The sequence below is a fragment of the Paenibacillus dendrobii genome (assembly GCF_009807035.1).
Lineage (GTDB): Bacteria > Bacillota > Bacilli > Paenibacillales > Paenibacillaceae > Paenibacillus_AQ > Paenibacillus_AQ dendrobii.
The window spans coordinates 404,082-430,018 of record NZ_WUBI01000003.1 but is presented as its reverse complement, the minus strand read 5'-3'; the positions used below and the strand labels follow the sequence as shown (position 1 = coordinate 430,018).

At 52.4% G+C, this 25,937-nt stretch carries 21 protein-coding genes; 12 read left to right on the top strand and 9 right to left on the bottom strand.

Annotated features, from left to right (window positions below; genetic code table 11):
• Nucleotides 1–152 precede the first annotated feature (152 nt).
• Complete coding sequence (locus tag GRF59_RS20115; protein WP_160499501.1) at nucleotides 153–4,805, top strand: immunoglobulin-like domain-containing protein; 4,653 nt, start codon at nucleotides 153–155, stop codon at nucleotides 4,803–4,805.
• A gap of 190 nt (nucleotides 4,806–4,995) precedes the next feature.
• Here GRF59_RS20115 and GRF59_RS20110 read toward each other — a convergent pair whose 3' ends face one another.
• Complete coding sequence (locus tag GRF59_RS20110; RefSeq protein WP_341480115.1) at nucleotides 4,996–6,168, bottom strand: MFS transporter; 1,173 nt, start codon at nucleotides 6,166–6,168, stop codon at nucleotides 4,996–4,998.
• Nucleotides 6,169–6,300: 132 nt separating this feature from the next.
• Here GRF59_RS20110 and GRF59_RS20105 point away from each other — a divergent pair, with 132 nt between their 5' ends.
• The 6 genes from GRF59_RS20105 to GRF59_RS20080 all read left to right on the top strand — a co-directional run bounded on the left by GRF59_RS20105 (nucleotide 6,301) and on the right by GRF59_RS20080 (nucleotide 11,902).
• Nucleotides 6,301–6,663 carry a winged helix-turn-helix transcriptional regulator gene (locus tag GRF59_RS20105; RefSeq protein WP_160499499.1) on the top strand — a complete coding sequence of 121 codons (363 nt, stop codon included), beginning with the start codon at nucleotides 6,301–6,303 and terminating at the stop codon, nucleotides 6,661–6,663.
• Between the two features lie 227 nt (nucleotides 6,664–6,890).
• Complete coding sequence (locus GRF59_RS20100; RefSeq protein ID WP_160499498.1) at nucleotides 6,891–7,940, top strand: Gfo/Idh/MocA family protein; 1,050 nt, start codon at nucleotides 6,891–6,893, stop codon at nucleotides 7,938–7,940.
• On the top strand, nucleotides 7,937–8,872 hold the full coding sequence (locus GRF59_RS20095) for a Gfo/Idh/MocA family protein (protein ID WP_160499497.1): 936 nt from the start codon (nucleotides 7,937–7,939) through the stop codon (nucleotides 8,870–8,872). The genes GRF59_RS20100 and GRF59_RS20095 overlap by 4 nt, the downstream gene beginning before the upstream one ends.
• Nucleotides 8,873–8,935: 63 nt before the next feature.
• Nucleotides 8,936–9,817, top strand: coding sequence for a sugar phosphate isomerase/epimerase family protein (locus GRF59_RS20090; protein WP_160499496.1), 882 nt, complete (start codon nucleotides 8,936–8,938; stop codon nucleotides 9,815–9,817).
• Nucleotides 9,818–9,871: 54 nt separating this feature from the next.
• Nucleotides 9,872–10,654, top strand: coding sequence for a glucosamine-6-phosphate deaminase (locus GRF59_RS20085; RefSeq protein WP_160499495.1), 783 nt, complete (start codon nucleotides 9,872–9,874; stop codon nucleotides 10,652–10,654).
• Nucleotides 10,655–10,678: 24 nt separating this feature from the next.
• On the top strand, nucleotides 10,679–11,902 hold the full coding sequence (locus tag GRF59_RS20080) for an N-acetylglucosamine-6-phosphate deacetylase (protein WP_160499494.1): 1,224 nt from the start codon (nucleotides 10,679–10,681) through the stop codon (nucleotides 11,900–11,902).
• A gap of 149 nt (nucleotides 11,903–12,051) precedes the next feature.
• Here the strand turns inward: GRF59_RS20080 and GRF59_RS20075 are convergent, their stop codons facing one another.
• A complete protein-coding gene (locus GRF59_RS20075; protein WP_160499493.1) occupies nucleotides 12,052–14,322 on the bottom strand; it encodes a helix-turn-helix domain-containing protein in 2,271 nt (756 codons plus the stop codon).
• A gap of 338 nt (nucleotides 14,323–14,660) precedes the next feature.
• On the opposite strand from GRF59_RS20075, the gene GRF59_RS20070 reads away from it, so the two are divergent.
• From GRF59_RS20070 to GRF59_RS30045, 4 genes are all read left to right on the top strand, one after another.
• Nucleotides 14,661–15,557 carry an ABC transporter permease gene (locus GRF59_RS20070; protein ID WP_160499735.1) on the top strand — a complete coding sequence of 299 codons (897 nt, stop codon included), beginning with the start codon at nucleotides 14,661–14,663 and terminating at the stop codon, nucleotides 15,555–15,557.
• The gene (locus tag GRF59_RS20065) at nucleotides 15,551–16,435 is read left to right on the top strand and encodes a carbohydrate ABC transporter permease (protein WP_160499492.1); all 885 of its coding nucleotides are present in this window, start codon (nucleotides 15,551–15,553) and stop codon (nucleotides 16,433–16,435) included. The genes GRF59_RS20070 and GRF59_RS20065 overlap by 7 nt, the downstream gene beginning before the upstream one ends.
• A 233-nt stretch (nucleotides 16,436–16,668) precedes the next feature.
• Nucleotides 16,669–18,234 carry an extracellular solute-binding protein gene (locus GRF59_RS20060; protein WP_160499491.1) on the top strand — a complete coding sequence of 522 codons (1,566 nt, stop codon included), beginning with the start codon at nucleotides 16,669–16,671 and terminating at the stop codon, nucleotides 18,232–18,234.
• Between the two features lie 125 nt (nucleotides 18,235–18,359).
• The gene (locus tag GRF59_RS30045; protein WP_272915010.1) at nucleotides 18,360–18,485 is read left to right on the top strand and encodes a hypothetical protein; all 126 of its coding nucleotides are present in this window, start codon (nucleotides 18,360–18,362) and stop codon (nucleotides 18,483–18,485) included.
• Nucleotides 18,486–18,538: 53 nt separating this feature from the next.
• On the opposite strand, the gene GRF59_RS20055 is transcribed toward GRF59_RS30045, so the two are convergent.
• A complete protein-coding gene (locus GRF59_RS20055; RefSeq protein ID WP_160499490.1) occupies nucleotides 18,539–19,792 on the bottom strand; it encodes a peptidase in 1,254 nt (417 codons plus the stop codon).
• A gap of 268 nt (nucleotides 19,793–20,060) precedes the next feature.
• Here GRF59_RS20055 and GRF59_RS20050 point away from each other — a divergent pair, with 268 nt between their 5' ends.
• A complete protein-coding gene (locus tag GRF59_RS20050; RefSeq protein WP_160499489.1) occupies nucleotides 20,061–20,522 on the top strand; it encodes a heme-binding protein in 462 nt (153 codons plus the stop codon).
• Nucleotides 20,523–20,593: 71 nt separating this feature from the next.
• On the opposite strand, the gene GRF59_RS20045 is transcribed toward GRF59_RS20050, so the two are convergent.
• From GRF59_RS20045 to GRF59_RS20020, 6 genes are all read right to left on the bottom strand, one after another.
• Nucleotides 20,594–21,823, bottom strand: coding sequence for an aminopeptidase (locus GRF59_RS20045; protein WP_160499488.1), 1,230 nt, complete (start codon nucleotides 21,821–21,823; stop codon nucleotides 20,594–20,596).
• Between the two features lie 186 nt (nucleotides 21,824–22,009).
• Nucleotides 22,010–22,660, bottom strand: a complete 651-nt coding sequence (locus GRF59_RS20040) for an amino acid ABC transporter permease (RefSeq protein ID WP_160499487.1) — start codon at nucleotides 22,658–22,660, stop codon at nucleotides 22,010–22,012.
• Between the two features lie 32 nt (nucleotides 22,661–22,692).
• Complete coding sequence (locus GRF59_RS20035) at nucleotides 22,693–23,358, bottom strand: amino acid ABC transporter permease (RefSeq protein WP_160499486.1); 666 nt, start codon at nucleotides 23,356–23,358, stop codon at nucleotides 22,693–22,695.
• 85 nt (nucleotides 23,359–23,443) lie between these two features.
• A complete protein-coding gene (locus GRF59_RS20030) occupies nucleotides 23,444–24,250 on the bottom strand; it encodes an ABC transporter substrate-binding protein (RefSeq protein ID WP_160499485.1) in 807 nt (268 codons plus the stop codon).
• Nucleotides 24,251–24,287: 37 nt separating this feature from the next.
• Nucleotides 24,288–25,016, bottom strand: a complete 729-nt coding sequence (locus GRF59_RS20025; RefSeq protein WP_160499484.1) for an amino acid ABC transporter ATP-binding protein — start codon at nucleotides 25,014–25,016, stop codon at nucleotides 24,288–24,290.
• A 205-nt stretch (nucleotides 25,017–25,221) separates the two neighbouring features.
• Nucleotides 25,222–25,905 carry a YcnI family copper-binding membrane protein gene (locus GRF59_RS20020; protein WP_160499483.1) on the bottom strand — a complete coding sequence of 228 codons (684 nt, stop codon included), beginning with the start codon at nucleotides 25,903–25,905 and terminating at the stop codon, nucleotides 25,222–25,224.
• Nucleotides 25,906–25,937 lie beyond the last annotated feature (32 nt).

Genomic DNA, 25,937 nt, shown 5'->3' with positions numbered 1-25,937 from the left:
AGAATCGGTTCAGTGACATCTGTTATATTCCGATTGTGGATACGTTCCATGCCACAGCAAGGAGAATGATGCGCTCTGAAAAAAATTCATTATTGATCGGATGGCCGCATCTTCGCCGGGTAATTTTTTTAGATAAAGAGGGGGATCGAAATATGTTTAAGAGAAAGTGGACTTCCTGCTTGTTGGTCATTGCGCTTCTATGCTTGCAGGCAAGTCATTTGTTCATCTCTGTCGGTTATGCACAAACCAACAAGCAGAATTATTTGACGTTCAAATACGATCAATTCACCCGCGACGGGAGATTGAAGTTGAATGGCAACTCGGCCATCGTGAACAATGGGCTGAGACTTACACCAAGCCAGTCCGGTCAATGGGGGACCGTGTTTAACAATGACCGAATTTCCTTATCCAATAATAAGTCTTTCAGTACCTATTTCGAATTCGATATGACCAAGGGCAGCGGCCTCGTCGTGAACGGCACGCCGTGGACTTGGGCGGACGGTCTCGTCTTTACCGTTCAGACCACTTCCAATGGTGCCGGCGGAGCGGGTCTTGGCCTTGGTTATTCCGGAATCGGGCGTAGCGTTGGCGTCGAGTTCGATACATTCCGAAACGGACCTGACATTGGAGATCTAGGAGACCCTCTTGGAAAAGGAGCCAATGCTTCAGATGCACTGTATACCAACCATACGGCTATTGATATCAATGGCGCAGTAAGCCATAAGGGGCAAAAGGAAGCCACCGATGTGAACGGCTATGTTGGCGACTACCGCAATCTGGATACCACGCCGGACATTCGTATGCGCAAAAACACGAACACTCAGCATGTCTGGATTGACTATGACGGATCGGATAAGTCCATCGAAGTGCGGATGAGCACGACCGATAGACGGCCGGCAGATTTTGTGCTGCGTAAAACCGGACTGGATTTGACTAACATTTTACAGTCAGACGATGTGTATGTCGGGTTTACGGCATCCACCGGATCAGCTTGGCAGGAGCACAACATAACCAAATGGTACTTCTCCAATACCTACAGTCCGATTGACCTCCATTCGCAGACGTACCTGGAAGCTCCGAAGAGCGTGTCGTTTACGCCAGTGGTTGAAGCTAATCAGGGAGTGAGGCTGAACATTTCAGCGCTTAATGTGAACGGAACACCTGCTAGCAACGTACCGCTTACCATTCGTGTTGCCAATCCTGACGTTCACGTTTCGCAGGCTCAAGTGACGGCGGATGCGAACGGCACGGCATTCGTTTATTTGACTGCAGATTATCCGGCGACGACACTCGTTCGCGTGGAGGGACCGGGAGGCATTTACTCCGAGAAAACCGTCGTAATCCCGGTGGATACGAAGCTCAGTCTGGACACGCCGAAACTCGTGGAATCCGAGGAGAACGATGGCTCCATAATCGACAAACAGGTCATCAGAATCACTGGGGGAATGTTTAAGGACAGCTTTAACTCCAGCAGCCTGAAGGTGAATAATCTGCCGGTCGGACTCATCCCTCAAGCTGTCCGGAGCGCAGATGGAAAAAGCATTGAGTTGTCTTTTACTGGACAAGCGACATACCACAGCAAGGAATTCTCGACGGATCGTGTCTCCTTTACCATCAATAAGGAAGCCATATTAGGAGAAACGAAGGATTTAACGACTCCAACGTTTTCGATGAGCTTCATGGATCCGGCCCGGATCCACGTGGAGGAAGGAGAGGTAGCGGAGGTACCTGATTTTAATCGCGGTTGGGTTAAAGGATCGCTGAATGTCAGCATCCAGGATGGCGCCTTTAAACCGGAGATTGAGAACGACGGCATTCATCTTGATCCTTTGCCGGATGGAATGAATAATCCACAGGTTACTTTCGTGGACCCTTCCCATATCACGGTGACATTCGATACGTACGCCAATCAACATGACAATGAAGACGACCTGATGTCGTCCCTTGTGGTTCAAGCAAATAAAGTCACCGGCAGCAACAATCAAGACTTAACCAGCAACACCTTCAAGATCAACTACAATGAACCGGAGCCTTATTTGCTCGTGCAAACACCTGTGCTCCGCGAATCGGATCAAAATGATGGAGCACTGAGTGGGTCTGCGAATACCGTTCAAGCAGTGGTGTATCACGGATCATTAAACCGTCAGTTGACAGCTCAGGACATTAAGATAGACAAGCTTCCAGCAGGCATTGAAATTGGCGCCGTAAGCAACTCGGATCATGAGCTGACCATTACGCTGACCGGCAAAGCATTGGACCATTCGGCGGCCAATAGTATTTCGGACATCATTCTGTCTGTTGCTAAGGAATGTATTGTGCCTAACGAAGATCAAATAGATTTTCCGGGCGAAAAGATCATGTTGACCAAGGATGTGGAGTCAAACTCGTTCAGTATTGTGTTCCAGGATCCGCCACCAACCATTCAGGTTTCGCCGGATCGGATTCTGGATCAGCCGGACGGAACGATCGCTCCTAAGCTTACGGTTACGCTAAGCAACGGGAAATTTACTTCCGAAGCAGCAGCAGGCTTGATCGTGAATAATTTGCCTGAAGGCATTCAGGCCCAAGCGGTAAAAGTAGACGATTATACCATTGAAGTTACGTTTACTGGGCAAACAAGTGTTAAGACCAATGTTTCCAAGTATGCGTCGGTTACGATTAAGCCGAACGGTGTGGAAGGAACGACAAATAGCTTAACTTCAAATAACTTCTATTTGGATGTTCCTAGTAAAAACACGGTCGTACAATTGGATAAGAACCTATTGGAAGTGATATATCAACCTGGAGACTCGAGCAACAGTGTTACCGGCAATGTTGGATTGACAACAAAGGGAACAAACGATTCGGACATTACCTGGACTTCCAGTGATCCCGATGTGATCAGCTCGTCCGGGGATGTTAAGCGTCCGAGCTTTACGTCAGGAGACAAGACAGTCATCCTAACAGCAACGATTACCAATGGGGATGCAACGGATACAAAGACCTTTACGCTGATCGTCAAAGCAGCACCGATGACTGATGAAGAAGCCGTAGAGTTGGACAAAACCGCTTTGAACATCGACTATCGCGAAGGCGAAGATGAGAATCACGTACTGCATGACGTTGAGCTTCCGACGAGCGGAGAACATGGAACCGAAATCACATGGACCAGCGAGCCGGAAGGTTACGTAGATCCTGTCACGGGAAAAGTTACGCGACCAGCTAGCGGTCAAGGGGATCAGACCGTGACATTAAAAGCGACCATCCAAAAAGGCGATGCCACGGTTACGAAGGAATTTACGCTCGTGATCAAGGCCGAGACGTCCTCAGAGGGCAATGGGCAGGGCGGTAACACGGGTGGAAACTCAGGAGGCGGATCGGGTTCCACGCCATCACCAGTTCCGCAGCCCGAGACCGAGACGATTACAGTGAATGTCCAGGTAGGCAAAGGCACGCAATTCGAAAATGCAGCTCAAACGGTCATTACTCGAACCACGCTGCCGGACAAAACGAAAAAAGATACCGTCAATTATACGCAGAGCCAGGCCGAGGAAACGGTGAACATGGCTCAAGCGAACGGTTCGACGACGGCACGCTTGTTCATTCCGGACGCGAAGGACGAAGTGTCAGCCGTGGATGTCAATATCTCCAGACTTGCGATCGAAAAATTGGTAGGCGCTGGCCTGAATGTAGAGATTTATACGGAGAACGGCAAGATCAGTATACCTGCTGAATCTTTAACAGGATTAAATAAAGATCTTTATTTCCGTATCGTACCGATTAAAAAGGAAGATGAGCGAAAGCAAGTAGAGATGCGTGCCAAGCAGGAAAAAGTGGTTCGTGAAGTGCTCGGCGACGGTAACATTTACGTCGTTGGACGTCCGATGACGATCGAAACCAACATGAGCAGCCGCGCCGTTACGATTACGCTGCCTCTTGATCCATCCTCCATTCCTTCGGGAGCGGAGCGGGATGCATTTTTGTCCAATCTGGCAGTTTTCATCGAACACAGTGATGGCGAGCGTGTTCTCGTGAAGCCTGAAATCGGCACATATGATGAAAACAGAATAGGGCTTTCTTTTAACATTACGAAGTTCAGCACGTTTACCATCGTGAATATCGACAATCTTGCCCAATATCTGAAGGATCACGGACAAAGCCTGGGACAGGCGGGAAATATAGGCTCCGGTGCTTCGGCAGGGGATGCCGAGGGAAGCCACCTGGCTTATATCAAAGGATATCCGGACGGCACATTTAAACCGGAGAAAAGCCTCACGCGGGCAGAAATGGCAACCATGCTGTCGCGGATAGGTACCGGTAAAGCCGGCATCCTGGAACCGGTGGATTATCCGGATATGACTGCCACCCATTGGGCGAAGGATGCCGTGACGGAAATGACCAAGACGGGATTGATGAAGGGCTTTCCGGATGGACGTTTCGGACCGGAACAATCGATCACCCGGGCGGAGATGGCCGCGATCGTCACCCGCTGGCTTGGCCTGAAGGAAGCAGCCGGAACAACCGCTGCAAGTGATATCAAGGACATCCAGGGACATTGGGCCGAAAAGGACCTGAAACTGGTGATTCAAGCGGGTATCATGAAGGGTATGCCGGACGGCACGTTCCGTCCGGACAAGCCGCTGACGCGCGCCGAAGCCGTGACGGTGCTGAACCGCATTCTGAAGCGCGGTCCGCTGGAAGGCGTTATCGTACCGACATGGAAGGATGTTCCGTCCAAGCACTGGGCTTATGGAGATATTGAAGAAGCTTCGTTGGACCATGGTTTTACGCGGACAGCCACAGGCAGCGAGCGTATTACAGAATAGTCCGTACCGCTGCGAAATGATGGGTTGTAGAAAGAAAGAAGATGCCGAGAGCATCTTCTTTTTTTGTTGCCCTCATAGAGATCTGAACAAAGCGGAAAACGGGTATTACACCTGTATGAAATCGGAGGCATATGAACGAAGACGGCCGTATAGGCGAATTTTTGCTGAGGGGAGTGTGCCCCCCTGTCATTTACGCGCTTTGAGCAGTGCGCCGTTTGCTAAGCGTGAAGCTGAGGAGCGCGGTCCCAAGCCCCAGCATTACGACGATTCCCGCCAGCCATGGATTGTACAGGACGGTCGACGTGCGTTCGATCAGCATGCCGCCCGAACCGGCTCCAGCGGCGAGGCCCAAATGAATCATCGACGTGTTGAGGCTGAGGACGAGGCTGGAAGACTCGGGAGCCTGCTTGATCACATGGGTTTGCAGAGCAGGTCCGCCCATGAACATCGAAAACATGATGAATCCGATCAGCATGATTTCTGCAGCGAGCGAGCCCGTGAATAGCGGGAGCAGGAGCAGTGCTGACACATGGATGATTAAACTGGCGAGAATGATGCGCCGGGTTCCAAAACGATCGGCGCCGGAGCCGCCCAGGCGGGCTGCCAGCGCGCCGATGAGTCCAAGCACGAGCATCAGTAGGCTGATCGTCCCCGCGTTCAAATGAAGCAGTTCGTTCAAGAAGGTCGTCAAATATGTCAGCAGGACGGAATTTCCGGACTCGCGGAAAAAGCTGAGCAGGAGCAGGCTGGCGATGACGCTGGAGCCCAGTACTTTGAACTGCTGGCGTAATGAAGCCGGCTCATCGCCGGACATGCGTGGAAGAAACCGGAGGATGATGAGGGCCATCAACAGGCTCAGCACGCCGAGAATGACAAAGATGGATTGCCAATTGAGCCATTTGGCGATGGCGATGCCGATCGGAACTCCCAAAATCATGGCCGAGCTAAAGCCGAGCACGATCGTGCCGATGGCGGCGCCGACTTTGTCGGGTGGGGAGATTTTGGCCGCGGCTGCGAAAGCCGTCACCAGGTATACGCCCGAGCTTACGCCCAGAAGGACCCTGGAAACCAGAAGGACACCGAAATGAGGGACAATGGAAGCCGCGCTTCCCAGCATGAAGAGAACGAGCGACAGGATCAGCACCCTTTTGCGTTCCCAGCGGGACGTAAAAAATACGATCACGGGCGTTAAGGAGGCAAAAGCAAGCGAGTAAACCGTAACCAGCTGCCCCGCGAGCGCAACCGAAATACGGAGATCGGAAGCGATGACGTATAAAATGCCTGAGACGATAAGTTCGGAGGTGGCGGTGAGAAAAACGCCCAGCGTCAGAATATATATGAACAAACGGTTCATCAAAATCATTCCTTTCGGGGGTGTTGGAGAGCTCTCCATTGCATTATAATGATGTTGCATTCCTTTAGTAAGAACGCAAAACATTTGGATGTTATCCAAATACATGGAGTTACTTACAAATGGTAAGGAGGTGTTTGGCATATGGAACAGCCTCAGCCAGGCAATAAGGAAGACCTTTCGAATATTTGCTCGGTATTGCAGATTTTGGGGGCCAAGTGGGCTTTTCTAGTGATCGCGGAGCTGTCGAAGGGGCCGAGAAGGTTCAATCAGCTCAGTCGGGACTTGGCCATCGTCAAGACGCAGTCCTTGTCCAACGCGCTCCGCCATTTGGAGCATAGCGGCATCGTCTATCGGCAGGTGTTCCCGACGGTGCCTGTGACGGTGGAGTATTCGCTGACGGAGAAGGGCATGGATTTTAAGACGGCCCTTCTGGAAATGGAGCGCTGGGCGGCCAGATGGAACCTCGAGGAGCAGCCCCGAGAGCAAGACAGAAAACAAGCATAAGGCGAGTGAAGCAGGGAAGATGCGGAATGCATCTTCTTTTTTTTTGCGATAATCGGGCTGGCAAGCCTCATATACATCTGAATATGCATCTTTACAGATTCATCTCCCATTCTGCGGATGCAGGCAAAGGTGTAGGCAAAGCCCTATAACGGAGGATTGGCAGCTAAGATACACCCTTCTAGAATGAGGATGTAAACCATGGTGCACTCACCGATAAGGAGGTTGCAATGACGAAGAAAATGCGTTTTGCCATTGTCGGCGCGGGTGTCATTTCCCCGCTCCATGCACGTGCGATTCTGGGCCATCCGGAAGCGGAGCTGACGGCCATCGTTGATGAGATACCGGAGAAGGCCAATGCCTTGGCTAAAGAGTTCGGATCTCCTCCTACGTTTGCCACGCTGGAACAGATGCTGAACGAGGGAGAAGTGGATGCGGTTTGCGTATGCGTGCCGAGCGGGCTGCACCGGGATGTTACGGTGGCTTCGGCTAGAGCAGGCAAGCATGTGCTCTGCGAAAAGCCGCTGGGCATTACGGCAAAAGATATGGATGAGATGATCGAAACGTGCCATACGAACGGGGTGAAGCTGGCCACCGTCTTTCAGAAGAGGACGACGGAAGCGGCGCTCCTTACCAAAAAGGTGGTGGATGAAGGCAAGCTCGGACGCCTGGTGATGGGCGACGCGTATTTGAAATATTTCCGCAGCCGTGAATATTACAAGAGTGCCGGATGGCGCGGAACCTGGGCGCTCGACGGCGGCGGGGCGCTGATGAACCAGGGGGTTCACGGCGTGGATATTATCCGGTGGCTGATGGGCGACGTGGAGAGCGTATTTGCCTATGCGTCCCCGCTGATTCATGACATTGAGGTGGAGGACACCGCCGTTGCAGTCATCAAGTATGTAAGCGGAGCGTACGGCGTGATTCAGGGTGCGACGACCGTTAACCCGGGCCAGGAAGCTCGCTTTGAGATCCATGGCGAGCATGGGTCCATCATCTACGGGGACAGCGGATTCAAAGTATGGAAGACGCTGGATGGAGATACAGTCCCGGGCAGCGAACCGGGGGGAACAGCCGAAGGTACCGATGATCCGCATGCCATTTCGGCAGACGGCCATTATATTCTGGTGGATGACCTGATCCGGGCGGTAAGGGATAACCGTGAGCCGCTGATTTCGGGCGAAGAGGCACGTAAATCGGTTGATCTGATATTGGCCATTTATGAATCTGCCCGGACGGGAAGGGAAGTACGGTTGAATGCGGGAGGGGTCAAGCCATGAACAAGGAAGCCCTGAATATTGGCATGATTGGCCTGGATACCTCCCACGCCCCCCTGTTTGCGGAGATGCTGAATAGCCCTGCTCACCCATTTCATGTCCCGGGAGGAAGAGTCACTACCGCTTTTCCGGGAGGATCACCGGATTTTCCGCTTAGTATCAGCAGGGTAGAGGGTTATACAACCCAGATCCGCGATGAATACGGCGTGCGGATGGTCGATCACGCGGAGGCCGTTGCGGAAGCAGCGGATGCAATCATGCTCCTGACCGTGGACGGCAGGCTGCATGTAGAGCAGTTCGAAGCGGTGGCTCCATACGGAAAACCGGTATTCATCGATAAACCGTTTGCGCTCAGCAGCCGGGACGCCCAGACCATCGCACGCCTCGCGGAAGAGCACCATGTACCGCTCATGAGCTGTTCGTCGGTTCGTTGGGCGGCAAATTTGGCAGCCGCAGCCGAGCAGGGATTGCTTGGAGAACTTATTGGCGTGGATTGCAGCGGCCCGATGGAGCTGCAATCCACGCAGCCGGGGTTCTTCTGGTATGGCATTCATATGGCGGATATGCTGTACCGCTGCATGGGGCCAGGCTGCGTGGAAGTAAGGGCGACAAGCAGCGAGGAGCATGATCTGGCAGTCGGCCTTTGGTCCGATGGGCGGATCGGCACCATCCGCGGAAACCGCAAAGGCAACAAGCGCTTTGGTGCCCTGCTTCACCGTGAGGGGGGAGCGGATTTCGTGGACATCTATACGAATGAAAAGCCGTATTACGCCAGCATGCTGGAAGCGGTGATGCAGATGTTTCAAACCAAGGCAGTGCCTATTCATATAACTGAAACGATAGAGGTCATCGCTTTCCTGGAAGCGGCGAATGAAAGCAGAAGTACGGGAAGCCCTGTCAAGCTTAAGCTTCCGGCGTCGGGTGAAGCCCGTTAGCGACTGTGTTAAGATCATCCAAGATGGCCGTTCAGAGCAGCGGCGAAGGAGGCAGGATTGCCCATGGCAAATTTCAAGCTGGGTGTAATCACGGATGAAATATCGCAAAACATCGAGGATTCGATCCGGATTGCGAAGCGGTATGGCCTGGATGGATTGGAACTGCGGTCGGTGGACGGGAAGCAGATGCATCGCCTTAGCGACCAAAGGGTGAAAGAGATTTCTGCCATGATTCATGATGCAGGCTTGCAAGTCTGCGGTTTGTCCACTCCGGTATTTAAATGCAATCTGAAGAACAAGGAAGAGGTTGCTGCGCATCATCGCATGCTCCGCCGCTACGCGGAGCTGGCGCGGCTTCTGGATGCCCGGATCCTTCGGGGCTTCAGCTTCTGGGCAGACCGGGATTTCGAGGTAGCCTATCCGGATATCGTGAAGGAGCTGCAGCGCACCGCGCCCGTATTGGAGGAATACGGGTTGCAATTTGCCTTGGAAGCCGACCCTTCCGTTTTCGCCACCAATGGGGCGAAGGTCGCGCGGCTGGTGCAGGCAGCGTCTTCTCCGTGGATCGGCGCATTATATGATCCCGGCAATAATATGTGGGATCCGGATGGGGAAATACCATATCCGGACGGATACGAAGCCTTGCGTGCAGATATTTGCCATATTCATGTCAAGGATGCCGTGCGGGAACAGGAGCGGACAGAGGCTGTGGCGATAGGCCAGGGTCAGGTCGGTTATGGCCCGCTGCTGGCCCGGCTGGCAGCGGAGGGGTACGACGGATGGCTTGTCCTTGAAACCCATTACCGGCTTGCCTCCACGCTGAGCGAAGAGCAGCTGAAGCGTCCGGCGGGCTACGCCTTTTCCGCCGGCGGCGAGGAAGCGACGGTAGAATGCCTGGAAAGTCTTCTCGAGCTGCTGGAACAACATGGACAGAAGATCTGCTGACATGCCTTCAAGGGCAGCAGCTTTCCGATTACCTACAAGAGGAGGAATCCTTGTATGATGAGAGCCCCATCGGCTGAGAGGGCATGGACAAAAGAACGGTTGCAGATCCGGCAGTATGCCGGCCGCGACGAGCTGGGCAGAGCGGCTGCCGAAGACGTGGCCGAGGCGATCAGAGAAAAACTGAAGGCGCAGGGAGCTGTGCGGATGGTCTTTGCCGCGGCGCCTTCCCAGAACGAATTCATTCACGATCTCGTTCAGGCGCAAGGAATCGACTGGCAGCGGGTAACGGCGTTTCATATGGATGAATATATCGGGCTCGATCCGGGCGCGCCGCAGCGCTTCAGCCATTTCCTGGCCACACGATTATTTAACCGCGTCAATCCTGGAGTCATTCACGTGATGAATGGATCGGCCGAGCCGCAGCAGGAATGCGATCGGTACGCCGCACTGCTTCGGACGGCTCCCTTGGACATCGTATGCCTGGGCATTGGCGAGAATGGACATATCGCATTCAATGATCCGCCGGTGGCTGATTTTAATGATCCATCGACCGTTAAAAGAGTTCAGCTGGATGAAGAGTGCAGACAGCAGCAGGTTAACGACGGGTGCTTCGAACGGCTGGAGCTTGTGCCGGAATATGCGCTTACCATGACGGTTCCGGCGCTGATATCTGCCGAGAAGCTATTCTGTATCGTGCCGGGAGCGGCCAAGCGAAACGCGGTGAAGGACGTGTTAAAGGGGCCGGTTTCTCCAACCTGTCCTGCTTCGATTCTGAGAACGCACGCGGATTGCCGGCTCTATCTCGACCGGGAATCATGCCCCGTTGATTTCCGGTGATTCAAGAGAGAAGGTGGCGAACACATGGTTACAGGCAGTTTTCAATCCTCCAATATAACGCTGAGAGGGAGGCATTACCGGACCGGGGAGATCATCGTTCTTGATATGGCTGGAGGGATGATTACCCATTGCCGCCGTATCGCTGCCGCATCCGGCCTGTACAAGGAAGCGGAGAAGGAAGAAGAGCTGCCTTGGATCGCTCCGGGCCTGGTCGATCTGCAGATCAACGGCTATGGCGGCATCGACATGAATGCTCCGGATCTCGCGGAAGCGGATGTCATCGCGTTTATGGACCGGATGTGGGGAGAAGGAGTCACCACGTTCTATCCTACGATCATTACAGGATCGGATGAATCCATGACGCATACGCTTGCGACGATTCATCAAGCCTGCCGCCGGGTTGAACAGGAATATGTCGCGGACGCGGCGCACGGCGTTGCGGGCATGCATGTGGAAGGCCCGTTCATCTCCCCGGAGGACGGTCCGCGCGGTGCCCATAACCGGGCGCATGTCAGAGCGCCGGATGCTGAGCAATTCGCAGCGTGGCAGCAGGCGGCGGGCGGTCGTATCCGGATCGTAACGCTGTCTCCAGAGTGGCCGGGCAGCGGAGACTTCATTGCTCGCTGCGCGGAGAGCGGACTGGTGGTGGCTGTCGGGCATACAGCCGCTACAAGTCCTCAGATTGAGCAAGCTGCCTCGTCCGGAGCATGCTTATCCACGCATTTGGGCAACGGCGCCCACCCGGTGCTGCCGCGCCATCCCCATTATATCTGGGATCAGTTGGCGGAAGACCGGCTATGGGCGAGCGTCATCGCCGACGGATTCCATCTTCCGGATGCCTTTCTGAAGGTAGCCCGCAAGGTTAAGGGCGACAGGCTGATCCTGGTAAGCGATGCCGTTAGCCTTGGCGGTATGCAGCCCGGAATCTATGATACCCCCGTCGGCGGAAATGTCACGCTTACGGAGCAGGGGCGGCTGCATCTTACCGATCAGCCGGCTCTGCTGGCCGGATCGGCCTTGCCCCTTACTTCAGGAATAGCGCATATGGTGTCGGCGGGTATTTGCAGTCTCGGTGAAGCCTGGGACATGGCATCGACCGCGCCGTCGCGGCTCATGAAGCTCCAGACCCGTGAGGGGCTACGGCCCGGGTCCCCAGCGGACATTGCCGTTTTTACGATGCAAGACGGAAAGATCCGGATTCAAGAAACGTACAAGCGCGGGAAACGGATGTTTTGCCGGCCGGCATGAGAATGAACTTGCTCTGAAACCAAACGGGACTGTCTCTGCAAGCTCGAAGCTTACTGGAGACAGTCCCGTTTCAATAGTACGAAGAAACGCCGCAAAAGAAAATAGGGAGCCGCATTTAGGACCTAAACCCGGCGTGATCCCCGAGGCTTCTAAGAAGCATACTTTTTCCGGAATTCGCCCGGAGTCATGCCGGCATGCCGTTTAAACATGCGGATGAACGAATTAACGTTTTGGTAGCCGACGCGGGCCGCGACGTCCTGGATGCGCAGGTCCAGGTTTTGCAGCATGTCTTTTGCCGTACGGATGCGGATGTCATTAAGGTAATCGCTGAAGTTATGTCCGGTTTTGTCCTTGAAATAGGTGGACAGGTAGCCTGACGTGATGTTCAGCTTATCGGCCATCATGTCCAGATTGATATCTTCCTCAAGGTGGTTGTTGATATAAGTCATGACAAAAGAGGTGATCGGATCATGATGTTCCGTCTTGCGGCGGATCAGCTGCAGGGCCGGATTCAGCAAAGCGCGGAACCAGAACTCGTATTGCTCCGCACTGTAGAAATTCCGGGTGATATCCAGCGACGGCGCAGGGGCGTCGTGGTAGGCTGCGGAGAGATTGAGGCTGCGCAGCAGCTTGTCGAGCTCATCCGCCACATCCTTGGCGAACTGGCGGTACTCAAGGGCGGAAGCCTGTTTCTTTTCAAGCGCGCTTAGACTTTTCAAGGTCCACTCTTGCATGCTGTCCTCGCTTCCGCTTAACATCCTGTTGTGAAATTCCTGCTCCCACAGCGCTTTGAAGCAGCGGGGCTCCCTGACGGTGCCGCCGCCTTCTTCCTGGCGAATCCACTGGGGTTGATCCAGCAGCTTGCGATGCTTCAGCATTCCGGTAATCTTGGCATAGGCGCCTGTGAACGGCGCTCCCGCCGGCTGAACCGGACTATCGGCCATTGTCATGAGATAGATGTCCCGATCGGCGCCGAACACCTCCATCAAGTGTTGGAGCTTGGAAATGGCAACTGTCGATTCATCTGGCAGGAACACAATCGACAGGACCTGGTTCGGCTCCGTCTGGATCGTGACCGAATCGGGATAGCCTTGCTGCCAGACCAGATCAATGTATTCCCGTACATAATAAGCGCTTTTCTCCTGTTCCAGACGATACTGCGCGTCTTTCTCCTTGAATATGATTTGATAAACGATCATGACATAGGGTCTGCTGGCATCCGCCAGTTCTCTCAGTTCGCTTAGATTCATATGAATGTTTTTCAGCCTGTTCGTGTAGGCGTAGTGGCGGAGCATGGAATTTTTGCGGGCCAGGTCGCTTGATATCCGCTGATGAGAGGACCGCATGTGCTGTACTCTTCGGCTGATCAGATCGATTTCGCGGACAGGCCCTGCATCGGGCTCGGGTTCGTCTTTCCGGAGGCTGTCGACCATGAGGCGAATCGGGCGGTGGACCCGGCGGCTGAACCAATATGTCAGGACGACCAGCAGGCCAACAACGGCCAGAAGAGACAGAAGGACGAGATTCAGATTCAGGAGCTGGGCGGAAATGCTTTGAACCGGAACCTTGCTGATATACGTGAACCCCGTTTCCGAGCCTTTTTTGTAAAAGTAGTAAAAATCGCCTGTCTGCACATACGAATGCAGGCCGTCGAGCGAGTCAAACGCAGGCAGATCACCGGCATTGGGCTCGGATTCGGGCGTATAGAGAGGATGACCTGCAGGGTCCAAAATGTAGAAGTCTCCATCCATGGCGGACTGCAGGTTGCCGGCCAAACGATCCGCGTCAAGCATGGCGATCAGGTACATATCCTTGTTAGGCATCATTTTAATGACGACAGGCAGCAGGGTTCCTTTCGACTTGGCCGATCCGGGCGTGTTTTCGGCGAATTTCGCTGCGGGAAAGACGTGAAAGGCATAGGGTTCGCCAAATTGCTCATCCCAGAATGCCAGCGGATAAGACGGACTGACGTAATACGTGCCGAACATGGATTTTGCGCTGCTTGTCCCGTCCTTCTCGACGACGTAGGCATCCTTTTGGAAATAGATCATGAGATTGTCCATGCTGAGGAAAGGGTTGGTGTACAGTCTTTTCATCTCCGCGATGACATCATTCACATAACCATAGGCCTGATTGATCTTCACCTGCCGCAGCTGGTTGACATACGTCGTCCAACGCGGATCCTGGTTCAGTCCAAGCACCATCTCCCGGGTCAGCCGAAACTGATTCTCGTAGCCCCGTGCGGCGTGATTCATGCCGAGTTCATTGTATTTGACGATTTCATTGTGGATCTGCTGCTTCAGATAGAAGAAAGAAACGAGGTTAAAGGCGGTGAGCAGCAGGATGACGGCGAGAAAACCGGACAACAGTTTGGTGAACAGGGTATGAAAACCAAGTTTTCTCTTCAAAACGATCGACATTCAATGAACACCTCCATGTTCTGTAGGTCAGTTATCTGTTGGCAGAAGCGGCGGGCCTCAGAGTGACTATATCATAAGGTTTATTTTCGAGTTCACACAATATTCACCTTTTCGAAATTCTCTACAACCTTTCCACTGATCCGGAAAAAGGGGGATGGCACCGCAAACATGCCGATTTATTTTCCAATGTGCGATCCGGTATGCTGTCGTTACAGGTAAGGCCATTCATGAACGAAAAGGGGAGGTGCGGAAGTGAAATGAAACCGGCGGAGACGGATCTGGCGGGCGCCGGCGTGATCGTGAAGACACATCGGCGGACTCGCCCCGGCAGCGGGCGGATGGCGCGAGCCTTTCGGCGAAGCAAATATTTGTGGCTGCTGTTTCTGCCCTGCCTGCTGTACTACTTGGTGTTCAAATACGCCCCGATGTTCGGTCTGGTGATCACGTTCAAAAACTATAATGTCTTCAAAGGAATTTGGGCGAGTGACTGGGTCGGTTTGAAGTACTACCGCATGTTTTTCGGCAATCCGGATTTCTGGGTGCTAATGCGCAATACGTTTTTGCTTGGGGTTTATAAGCTGCTGTTCGGCTTTCCGGCCCCGATTATTCTCGCTCTTCTCATGAATGAGGTCAGAAATGCCGTGTTCAAACGATGGGTGCAGACCTTCAGCTATTTGCCGCATTTTATTTCCAATGTGATCGTAGCCAGCATGGTGATCATGTTTCTGTCGCCGACTGGGGGCATCGTCAACCAGCTGATTACGGCGCTCGGGGGCAAGCCTGTTAATTTCATGATGGAACCCGGGTTGTTTCGGCCGATCTACGTCATTTCGGAAATCTGGCAGCATATCGGCTGGGAGACGATCATTTTCCTTGCGGCGCTGACGGCGGTTGATCCCCAGCTTTACGAAGCGGCCGGCATTGACGGGGCCGGAAGATGGAGAAAGCTGTGGCATGTGACGCTGCCCGGCATCGCGCCAACGATTATGATCATCCTGATTCTCGATATCGGGAAGGTGCTGGAGATCGGCTTTGAAAAGGTATTCCTGATGTACAATCCGGCCGTCTACAGCACGGCGGATATCATCAGCACATATGTGTACCGGGTCGGCATGGAGCAGGGCAATTTCAGCTACGCGTCCGCCATCGATCTATTTATGGGAGTTATCAGCTTTATATTTATTTTTTCGGCGAATTACCTCAGCCGGCGGCTAGGAGGAACGAGCTTATGGTAAACACCAGTCACTTGCAGCGCCGCATCAGCTTATTCACCGTCTTCAACACGCTGGTGATGCTGGCGCTTGCCGCCGTCATGCTGTATCCGTTCGTATATATGCTCGCCGTGTCCCTCAGCGGGGATGTGTATGTGATGAAGGGGGAAGTAACCTTGTGGCCGAAGGGTTTCAACCTGCGGATGTATGAACTGGTGCTTGGCGACCCCAAGATCTGGACATCGTACCGGAATACGATCATTTACACGCTGCTGGGCACGGCCATCGCCATGCTGATTACATCGATGGGAGCCTACGCGCTGTCCCGCAAAGACATGATGTTTCATAAAGGTTTTACCCTGCTCATCGTGTTCACGATGTTTTTCGGCGGGGGCATGATTCCGACGTTCCTGGTCGTCCGTTCGCTCGGACTGGTGGATACGATTTGGGGAATGGTTCTCCCGGGCGCGGTCAGTACCTGGAATCTCATCCTGATGCGTACCTTTTTCAGCGGTATCCCGAAAGAGCTGGAAGAATCGGGGCGGATGGACGGATTGAATGATGTCGGGATCTTTTTCCGAATCATCGTGCCGTTGTCAAAGCCCGTATTCGCGACGATCTCTTTATTCTACGCCGTCGGAATCTGGAACAATTTCCTCTATCCACTCCTTTATTTGCGAAGCCAGGATCTGTTTCCATTGCAGGTGCTGCTGCGCAATCTGGTGCTTGCCGGCAGCGTCAGCTCCGGACAGGTGACGCAGATCGGCGGGGATAACCTGGTTGTAGAGGATTCGCTCAAATATGCGACGATCATGGTGTCCACGCTGCCGATTCTGATCCTGTATCCTTTCGTCCAGAAATATTTCGTTAAAGGATCGATGATCGGCGCGGTGAAAGGATAGGGGAACATAGGGAAGCTGCAGCATTCGCAAATGAAAAACCTGATGTTTAGGGGAGAGGTTGCTGAAGAAGCGAAGCGTTATCCTTTGCTCCCGGATTTTCCACAATGGATTGTTGATTCATAGCAATCCGGGAGGAACTAGCGGTCGTAAGAACACTCGGCATCGTAGCGGATTCTAGAGGTCGTCACTCATTCGTTTTGATTCAATAAGGGAAATCCAAGGGGGATGTATGTATGGGGAAGAAAAGATCGTATGCAAGGCTGTTGGCCGCGCTGCTCGTCGTGTTTGCGGTAGCTGGCTGCTCGGCGGGCGCGGATAAGAATGCCGGGACACAACCACAACCCGCAGGCCAGGCAGATCCGGACGTGAAGACCGGGTCTAACGTGACCTTAACGGCGCTGCTGGACAACAATGCGACGTTTCCGTACAGCAAGGAGTGGCCGATATGGGGCTGGATCAAGGATAAGACAGGGGTGTCGCTGAATGTGGAGACGCCATCCGGCAAGCTGAGCGATACGCTCAATCTGGTCATGGCTTCCGGGAACCTGCCGGATCTCATGTATATGTCCAGCCGCCGCGATTCCAATAAATATGGCGATCAAGGGGCGCTCGAGAACATCCTGGACCATGTGGACCAGATGCCGAACTTGAAAGCCTGGATGGGTAAGTACCCGGAAGAAGCCAAAGCGGCGCTTTCCGCAGACGGCAAAATGTATATGTTCCCGAACCAGGGTTTTGGGGAAACGAACCGCATGATTTGGCTGTACCGCGAGGATGTTTTCAAGAAAAACGGACTTGCCGCGCCCACGACGTACGAGGAGCTTCACCAAGTGCTGAAAAAGCTCAAAGCATTGTATCCGGACAGCTATCCGCTCTCCATGCGCTTCGGCCAAATTCCGGATGAAATGATGGCTAACCTGACAACCAATTTCGGCAGCGGAACCGATGTCTATTATAATTTTGACGAGAAGAAATGGAAATTTGGTCCGACGGAAGACAATTACAAGGCGATGGTCAGCATGTGGCATACCTTCTATCAGGAAGGACTTATCCCGCCGGATTTCCTCTCGATTCAAACCAAGCAGTGGCAGGACGTGATGTCCACCGGGCAATCATTCATTACTATCGACTATATCAGCCGCGTCGACTTTTTCAACAATGCCATGCGCAAGGATAACCCGGAATACAGCTTGCAGTTCATGGCTCCCCCGGCAGGTTTGTCCGGCATGAAGCCGCAGAACCCGTATTTTCACTATTTGGAAGGCGGTTTGACGGTCGCTTCAACTTCCAAGCACAAGGATGACGTCATGAAGTACATGGACTTTTTCTACAGCGAAGAAGGCCGGACGCTCAGCAGCTGGGGTAAGGAAGGCGAGACGTATACCGAGGAGAATGGGCAAAAGAAGTTCAAGCCCGAATTTACGGACGTCACGGAAATGCGCAAACAAACGGGCCTACAGACGAGCGGCACGTACGCATGGATCGATTATGACGCTCATTTGTCCCTATTTTCGCCGGATTTGAAGAATGCATATGAGGAAGCGGCCAAATACGACCCGCCTGCCATGCAGCCAAAGCCTGCCTTTACGGATGCGGAGAATGAAGTGCTCTCGGTAACCGGGCAGGCCGTGAAGAAATACCGGGAAGAGAACTTCTCCAAATTTGTTCTTGGTACGAGAAACCTGAGCGAATGGGATAAATACGTGGAAGAAATCAATGGACTCGGCGTGCAAAAGCTGATCGATACCTATGAAGCGGCGCTAGAGCGAGTCGAGCAGGCGAAGCTCGAAAATAAATAACGCAGAATATAAAAATAAGGATACCGGAGTGAAGCCGGTGTCCTTATTTATTGTCTGGTGAGCTGCGGGCCGGGCCCAAGAACTGGTTACAGACTTGGATCTAGCCCCCATGGGGCGCAAGTCCATTGTTACCGGCCGGATATGTCGAGAACGTAACCGCCGCTCCAGGCGGAGTGAAGAAACTGCTTGCTGCGTACACGGTGTTTCTGATCCCGTTATCACTGACGCTGGCCAAAAGAAAGAGGGCATAAAAAAACCCAGCCGATCCTAAAAGGACGGCTGGGTTTTTCCATTTTCACCTATATTAACGGGGTTTTACAGCATTCTCATCGGAAGTCACAATGACCACTTCGGCATTGGTGATGCCAGGGAGCGACATGGTCATGACTGGAGAATGGTAAGCAACGATTTTCGTGCCTGCACGCAGAGCTGTGTCTCCGCCAATGGTAGGGATGATCTGCGTATCCTTGGAGATGTTGAGAATAACATCGTTTACCGTAGAATCGTCAGACCCTACGTTAACGTACACTTGATCTTTCGTTGTGCGGTCCGAAGGTGCCACGGTACCTTCAATCTTGACGGATTCCGCTTTCTTTACCACGATTTTGCTGGCATGCGTTTGAGCCGGGTAGATCATGGTCATGATGTCGCTGTAAGAAGCGTCCACATGAATGCCGGATTTTAGCGCATCTTTGGTCAGGGCTTTTCCGCCTTCATCGACGATTTGCGTCTTGTCATCCACGGAGAGAATGACGTAGTTTACGCCGCCTTTTTCATGTGTTTTTCCGATCACAGTGATCTTGCCGTCAGTTGTACTCGTAATGATTCCATCCGTACCTGCTGCCAGTTCATGGCCCACTTCACCTTCACCCTCACCAGTTTCGTTATTGGTGTTGACGCGAATGTAATTGGTAGTCGCTTGTGGAGGCAGACTCATCGCTACGGCAGGGCCGTAAAAGGCTTTTACGCTCATGCCTGCTTTGATGTCTTTGGCTGCAATCGTTTTTCCGTCCTGGTCGAGGATCGTGGCTTTATCTGCAAAATGCAGAATAATCGAGTCTTCGTTCGCGTTATAAATGTCGGTTCCTTTGACAAGGATGCCTCCATCCATAACCTCGGAAACCGTGCCATCAATAGCGGTAAAGCTTTGATCCTGAACGACAAGCGTCAAGGCTGTTCCGCGGGCAGGAAGACTTTTCGTGATGTTCGGTCCGTAGAAGGCCTTCACTACTTTTTTCTCATCCATAATCGTTTTCAGAGCCACGGTTTTTCCTTTGGCATCGACGATTTTCGTGTCCTTGGTGATCGACAGAATGATTTGGCTTTGATCCGTAGGAGCGAGTCCGCGGCCTGTTACGGTAATGAACTTGCCTGTTTTATCGTTTACGAAATCTGTGATTTGTCCCATGGTTGCAGGAACCACTTTCACTTGATTTTGAATGTTTCCTTGTCCGTTATGAACGGTCTGAGGCGGGACGTCTTGCGCGTTTGCCGCAACCGGCATGGCTGCCATGGCCAGAATAGAAGCAGTAGCTAACACTTTGTACATTTTGTTCATCTGTAATTCCTCCTAAATGTGGGCTTGTACGAGCGTTTGGTGATGTTTATGGCCAAACATGATCAATTGTTAAATTATGCTTGCTTTTCATAGTCCTTGACGAGGCGTACATGCAAAATGTTGCATTCATTGCTGAAGCGGTTTCGGAAATTTAAGAACAATGATTTCTGGACAGTGACATAAACAAGCTGTCTAATGTCTAATACACTAAAATGTGCGAATGACCATATATTAATGAAATAAACACAAATGGAGGGTGAATATACAAGTGAAGATCACTTTGGATATAGCCAAGTTTCTGCTTGAGGCAGCGGAAAAGAAAGCCAAGGAGATGGGCCTTGCCGAAAATATTGCCATTGTGGACGATGGAGCCAATCTGGTCGCATTTCACCGGATGGATCATGCCAAAATAGGGGGCATCGACATTTCGCAGAACAAGGCTTGGACCAGCGTGGCTTTGCAGATGCCCACGTCGAACTTAAGCGAAGCTGCCCAGCCGGGACATCCGTCGTTTGGAATCAATACCACCAATCACGGAAGAGTCGTCATTCTGGGCGGAGGGATTCCGCTCAAGGTGGGGGACACGATTATCGGAGGGATAGGCGTAAGCGGGGGCACAAGCCAGCAAGATATCGAAGTGGCGAATGCGGCCATACAAGCGCTTGAACGGTTGATCCAGCACAACCAGGCGAGGTACCTTTCATACCAGACAGGATCAAACCAGTCGTAAAAAGTCGGCGCAGCCGAACACGAACAATCCACCGACCTTGGTCAGTGGATTGTTTTGTTCGGAAGCTATGATTAAAAGGCCCAATTTCCATTCCGGAAAACGGGTTCAATCTGTCCGTCAGCCGTGATTCCATCGATATCCATTTCTGCGGACCCGATCATGAAATCAACATGGATGATGCTGTGATTAAGCCCAGCCTGGTCCAGTTCCCCGCGGGACATGGTCAGGCCGCCTTCAACACAAGTCGGGAAAGCATCGCCTAAGGCCAGGTGATTGGAAGCATTCTCGTCATAGAGGGTGTTAAAGAAAATCAGGTCGGACTCCGAAATCGGAGAATGATGCGGAACGAGTGCAGCCTCGCCGAGATACCGGGCGGATTCATCCATATTCAGCATGGACTTCAGTGATTCATAACCAGTCTCCGCTGCAAAATCGACAACCTTTCCATTCTCAAAGGTCAGGCTGAAATTCTCGATCAGATTGCCTTGGTAGCTGAGAGGTTTGGTGCTGTGAACCACACCTTGGGTACCCTCTCTGCGAGGGGAGGTGAATACTTCCTCCGTAGGCACATTCGGGTTGAACGGATTTTTGGCTTCGTTGACGGCGATACCGCCGTTCCAGATGTGATTTTCCGGAAGCTCAATCGTCAGATCCGTTCCCGGAGCGCGGTAATGCAGCTTTTTGTACTGCTTACGGTTCAGATAAGCTCTTTTGTCGTGAAGCGTGGCATTATGTTCCTGCCAGACTTGAACCGGATTGTCCTGGTCGACACGAACCGCTTTGAAGATGGCATCCCAGAGTGCTTCAACCGCCGCTTTCGCTTCCAGATCAGGAAAGACCAACTTGGCCCAGCCCTCCGAAGGTACCCCGATGATGGACCAGGTCATCTTGTAAGAGGACATATATTCTCTCCATTTGGCCAAAGCGGTTCCGGCAGCTTTGGAGTTGGCAGCAATTCGCTTGGGGTCTACACCTTTGAGCAGCTCGGGATCGGTGGACTCAATAAACAAAAATGCCCCGCCGTTCTCTGCAAACTGCTGAACAGCCTGCGCTCTCCATAATGGATATTCCTCAAAAGCTTCATCCGGCGCGAGGCGGTATTTAAGCTGAATACTTATTTCATCCTGCCACTCGATATGTACCAGCTTGGCTCCGGCTTTATACGCTTGCGCTGTTATCAAGCGGATAAATTCGGGTGTATGGATAGGGGCATTAATCCACAGCGATTGACCGGGCTGGATGTTGACTGCGACTTTGACAGCCAGCTCGGCATACTTCTCTAAACGAGTCATAAAAGACATCCTGTATCCTCCTTAGTCATGCAGAATAGGATATACAACTTCGCCTTGTTCTATGTCTTATCCTTGTGAAGCTGGGTAATAGAACAAAAAAAGTGCAGCTACGTATCCGTAAATGGACGTAAGCTGCACTTCATGTATGACGCTTAAGCCATAGAACGCTGTATGGGTTGCTCAATTTCGCAGCAGCTAGATTCTTCGGGCTTCCAATTTTCGCGCAATAATGGACAGGGTGTAGTTGACCGCGAAAAACAGCAGCGCTGCCAGAAGCAAGGCAGGGATGACATAGTTCGGACTGTGCCCTTGCAGGATCTGTACATTGTGCATGATTTCCGGCAGGGAAATGACGATGGCAAGAGAAGTGTCCTTCAGCAGCGAAATGAATTGGCTGACTAGGGGCGGCACCATGCGGCGCAGCGCCTGCGGTAAAATGATATGGCGCATGGTCTGGATGTAACCAAGGCCAGAGGAACGGGCAGCTTCAATCTGACCGCGATCCACCGAGGCGAGCCCGCCGCGGACGATTTCCGAAATCATCGCGCCTTCGAACAGCGTCAGGCCGGCGATGGTCGACCAGAAAGGAGACAGTTTGATTCCGATTTGCGGCAATACAATATATATAGAAAAGATAATGAGCAGCAGGGGCAGACCCCGAATGAGATCGATGATGACTGCGAGCACCTGGGTCAGTAGGGGAAAGCGCGTAAAACGAAGAATGCCTAGAATGGTTCCCAAGATAAAGCTGAACACGATCGAGAGGCCCGCTACGATAAGGGTAACGCCGAATCCCTGCAGAATAAAGGAGAGGTTCGGCCAGGAATACGCGCCTGCAAAATCCATGCGGCAGCCTCCTTTCACGGTAATATAGGCGGCTATCTATCCGTTGAGCTGAAACGCCGCTCCATATAATGGACCCCTATGCTGAGCGGAATGGTCAGCACCAGATAGAACAGGGCGACGAAAGTATAAACGGTCAGCGGAAGGAACGTGTCCGCGTTGATCAAATCGGCGTAATACATCAGATCCAAGCCGGCTACGACGGCAAGAATCGAAGAATTCTTGACCAGATTGATGAATTGGTTGCCGATGGACGGCAGGACGATTTTGATGGATTGGGGCAGCACGACATGCAGCATGGTCTGCATATACGTTAATCCCGTAGCGCGCGCGGCTTCTGTCTGACCGAAAGGCACGGACTGAATTCCGGCACGGACGCATTCGGCGATGAACGACGCGGTATATACCATGAGGCCAAGAGTGCCAGCGGTGAACCCGCCGATTGGAATGCCGAGAGACGGCAGGCCGAGAAAAAAGAAAAAGGTAACGAGCAGCACGGGAATGTTGCGAATAAACTCGACATAGACCGTTCCAATCCAATTTAGAGGTTTATAAGGCGATATGCGCATGACGGCGATGATGGTACCGAGAATAAAGCTGCCAATCAAGGCGATGATGCTGGATTCCACCGTGTGGATGAAGCCTTCCAAAAAGCGGTCCCAATGATTAAACAGGACATTGACATCAAATTTGCCTGTCATGCGGCAGTTCTCCTTTCCTGAAAGAGTGATTTACCGGAAGGCAGAAGGAAGGGGAGAGTCATCTCCCCGGGAACCCGAGTTCCTGCTACTCCGGTTTGACCCCCATCCATTGTTCGTAAAGTTTGTCGTATTCTCCGCTGGACTTCATTTCCTTGAGCAGGTCGTTCACTTCCTTCACGAATTCCGCATCGCCTTTTTTAATTGCAATGCCGTAAGGCTCATCGGTGAAATTGCCGCCGACCAGCACGTAATTCGGATCCTGCTGCTGCATGCCGAGCAGAATGGCATTGTCGGTCGTCAGCACTTCACCCTGTCCGGCCTTTAGTGCGGTAAAAGCATCCTGATAGTTTTCGAATTCAAGTACATTGGCATCCGGCGCCTTTTCCCGGATATTCTTGGCTGAGGTTGAGCCCTTAACAGTCAGCACCTTAACACCTTTTAGATCTTGCAGGCCTTGGATCGGACTTCCCTTCTTGACCAGGAGCGATTGACCGGCTTTGAAATAAATGTCGCTGAAATCGACCTGCTGCTTGCGTTCTTCCGTGACCGTCATCGTGGCGACAATAAGGTCGATATCTCCATTTTGCAGGAGCGGAATCCGGGTTTTCGAGGTCACTTCCTTCAGCTCGACCTTGTTTTCATCCCCGAGTATTTTCTTGGCAAGCGCCTTGGCGATATCGATGTCGAAGCCCTCGACCTTGCCCGTGGCGGGATCCTTCAGACCGAACAGTTTCGTGTCATATTTCACGCCAGCGATGACTTTACCGCGTGCTTTGATAGCTTCAAGCGTACCTCCCTTTTCGGCGGACTCCTTTTTGCTTCCGCACCCGGCAAACACAAGACATACAACCAGCAGTACCAGAAAAGCTCCAAGCCTTGAACGTTTATTCATCTCTTTTTTTACCCCTTTCCATATGTAAGATGCCTCCCTAATGCTTGATCAGGCGGCTTAAAAACAAGCGTGCGCGCTCCTCGCGCGGTTTCGCGAAGAAGGTGGAAGCAGGTGCTTCCTCAATGATCTGGCCATTGTCCATGAAAACGATCCGGTCTGCGGCTTCCCTGGCGAAACCCATTTCATGCGTCACGATGACCATCGTCATCCCTTCATGGGCCAGAGAACGCATGACATCGAGCACTTCACCGATCATTTCCGGATCCAGCGCAGAAGTCGGCTCGTCAAACAGCATGATTTTCGGCTTCATGGCGAGTCCGCGCGCGATAGCTACCCGCTGCTGCTGTCCTCCCGAAAGCTGAGAAGGATAGCTTTGCGCCTTTTCGGCAATGCCGACTCGGGTCAGGTACGAGAGAGCCCTCTCTTCTGCTTCGTGCTTGGGAAGACCGAGCACCTTCATGGGAGCGAGCGTGATATTGTCGATCACCTTTTTGTGGGGATACAGGTTGAAATGCTGGAATACGATCCCGATATCCCTCCGGAAACGATTGATGTCCACTTTCTTGCCGTGAAGGGGCGTATCATTGACGACCAGTTCCCCCGAGGATATGGTTTCGAGGCGGTTGATGCAGCGGAGCAGGGTGCTTTTTCCAGAGCCGGAGGGACCGATAATGACGACAACCTCGCCTTCTTCGATCCGGAGATTGATGTTCTGAAGAACCTGAAAACTGCCGAAGGCTTTGTGTACTCCGCGGAATTCGATCATGTTTTGACCTCCCTTCGTTATGTCGTTTCGCCTCAGGCTGCTTAGGCCTTGGACGATGCGTACATCTTTAAAATATATTGCCGGGCTCAGGCCATCATGCTTGATTTGTCATCAGATATGATTTTTTTGTCCATTATATACGGACACAAAAAGCCCGCACCTGTATCTGGTGCGGGCTGCAACACAAAAGAAATATATTGATAAATTAACGTTTTTTCTTCGCTAATGCGGCGATTAATGAAATGATCGAAAGGACGAGAGCGGCAATGGAGACCACGAGTGTAGCTGTCTGTACGCCACTGGTGGACGAGTTGTCTGTCGCAGCTGGAGCCGTCTCCGTGCTGCCGGAGCTTGCCGGTTGCTGGTCTTTGTCCGCAGATGTACTGTCGTTATGGCCGGATGATTCAGCTTCCTGGCCGGCAACGGTTGTAATCTTCGTAATGGAATGCGGAGATTCAGAGCCTTCATCGCCGGTCCATTCCACGATGCTTCCATCCTTGTAGTATTGGAACGCATCCCAGGCTACATCAGTATCCTTTTCAGGATTATGGGCCACAAAATTGAACTGTTGGAATTCTCCTGCATTAATGCCTTCGCCGGTCGCATTCCAGGTGATACTGCTGATTTTGCCTGCGCTGTCCTTCTCGGTGGTGATTTTCCAGTCTGGAATCGGCTGATACTGCATCAGCTCAACGCCTTCCGGAACCTTAAGTGTTACCTTGGTCGTCGCCATTTCCTTTTCGGAAGGAATCTTAATCGTGTAAGTCTCCCACGCTCCCGGCTGGGAGGTCGCAGGCTTGACAGTCACATGCGCGCTTGCGATGCCGGAGAATAGAAGCAGGCCCGCCGCAGCGGTAGCGATGAACGGAAGACGTTTGAAGATTTTCATTATGTTGATTCTCTCCTTTAGGGAATCCTCGC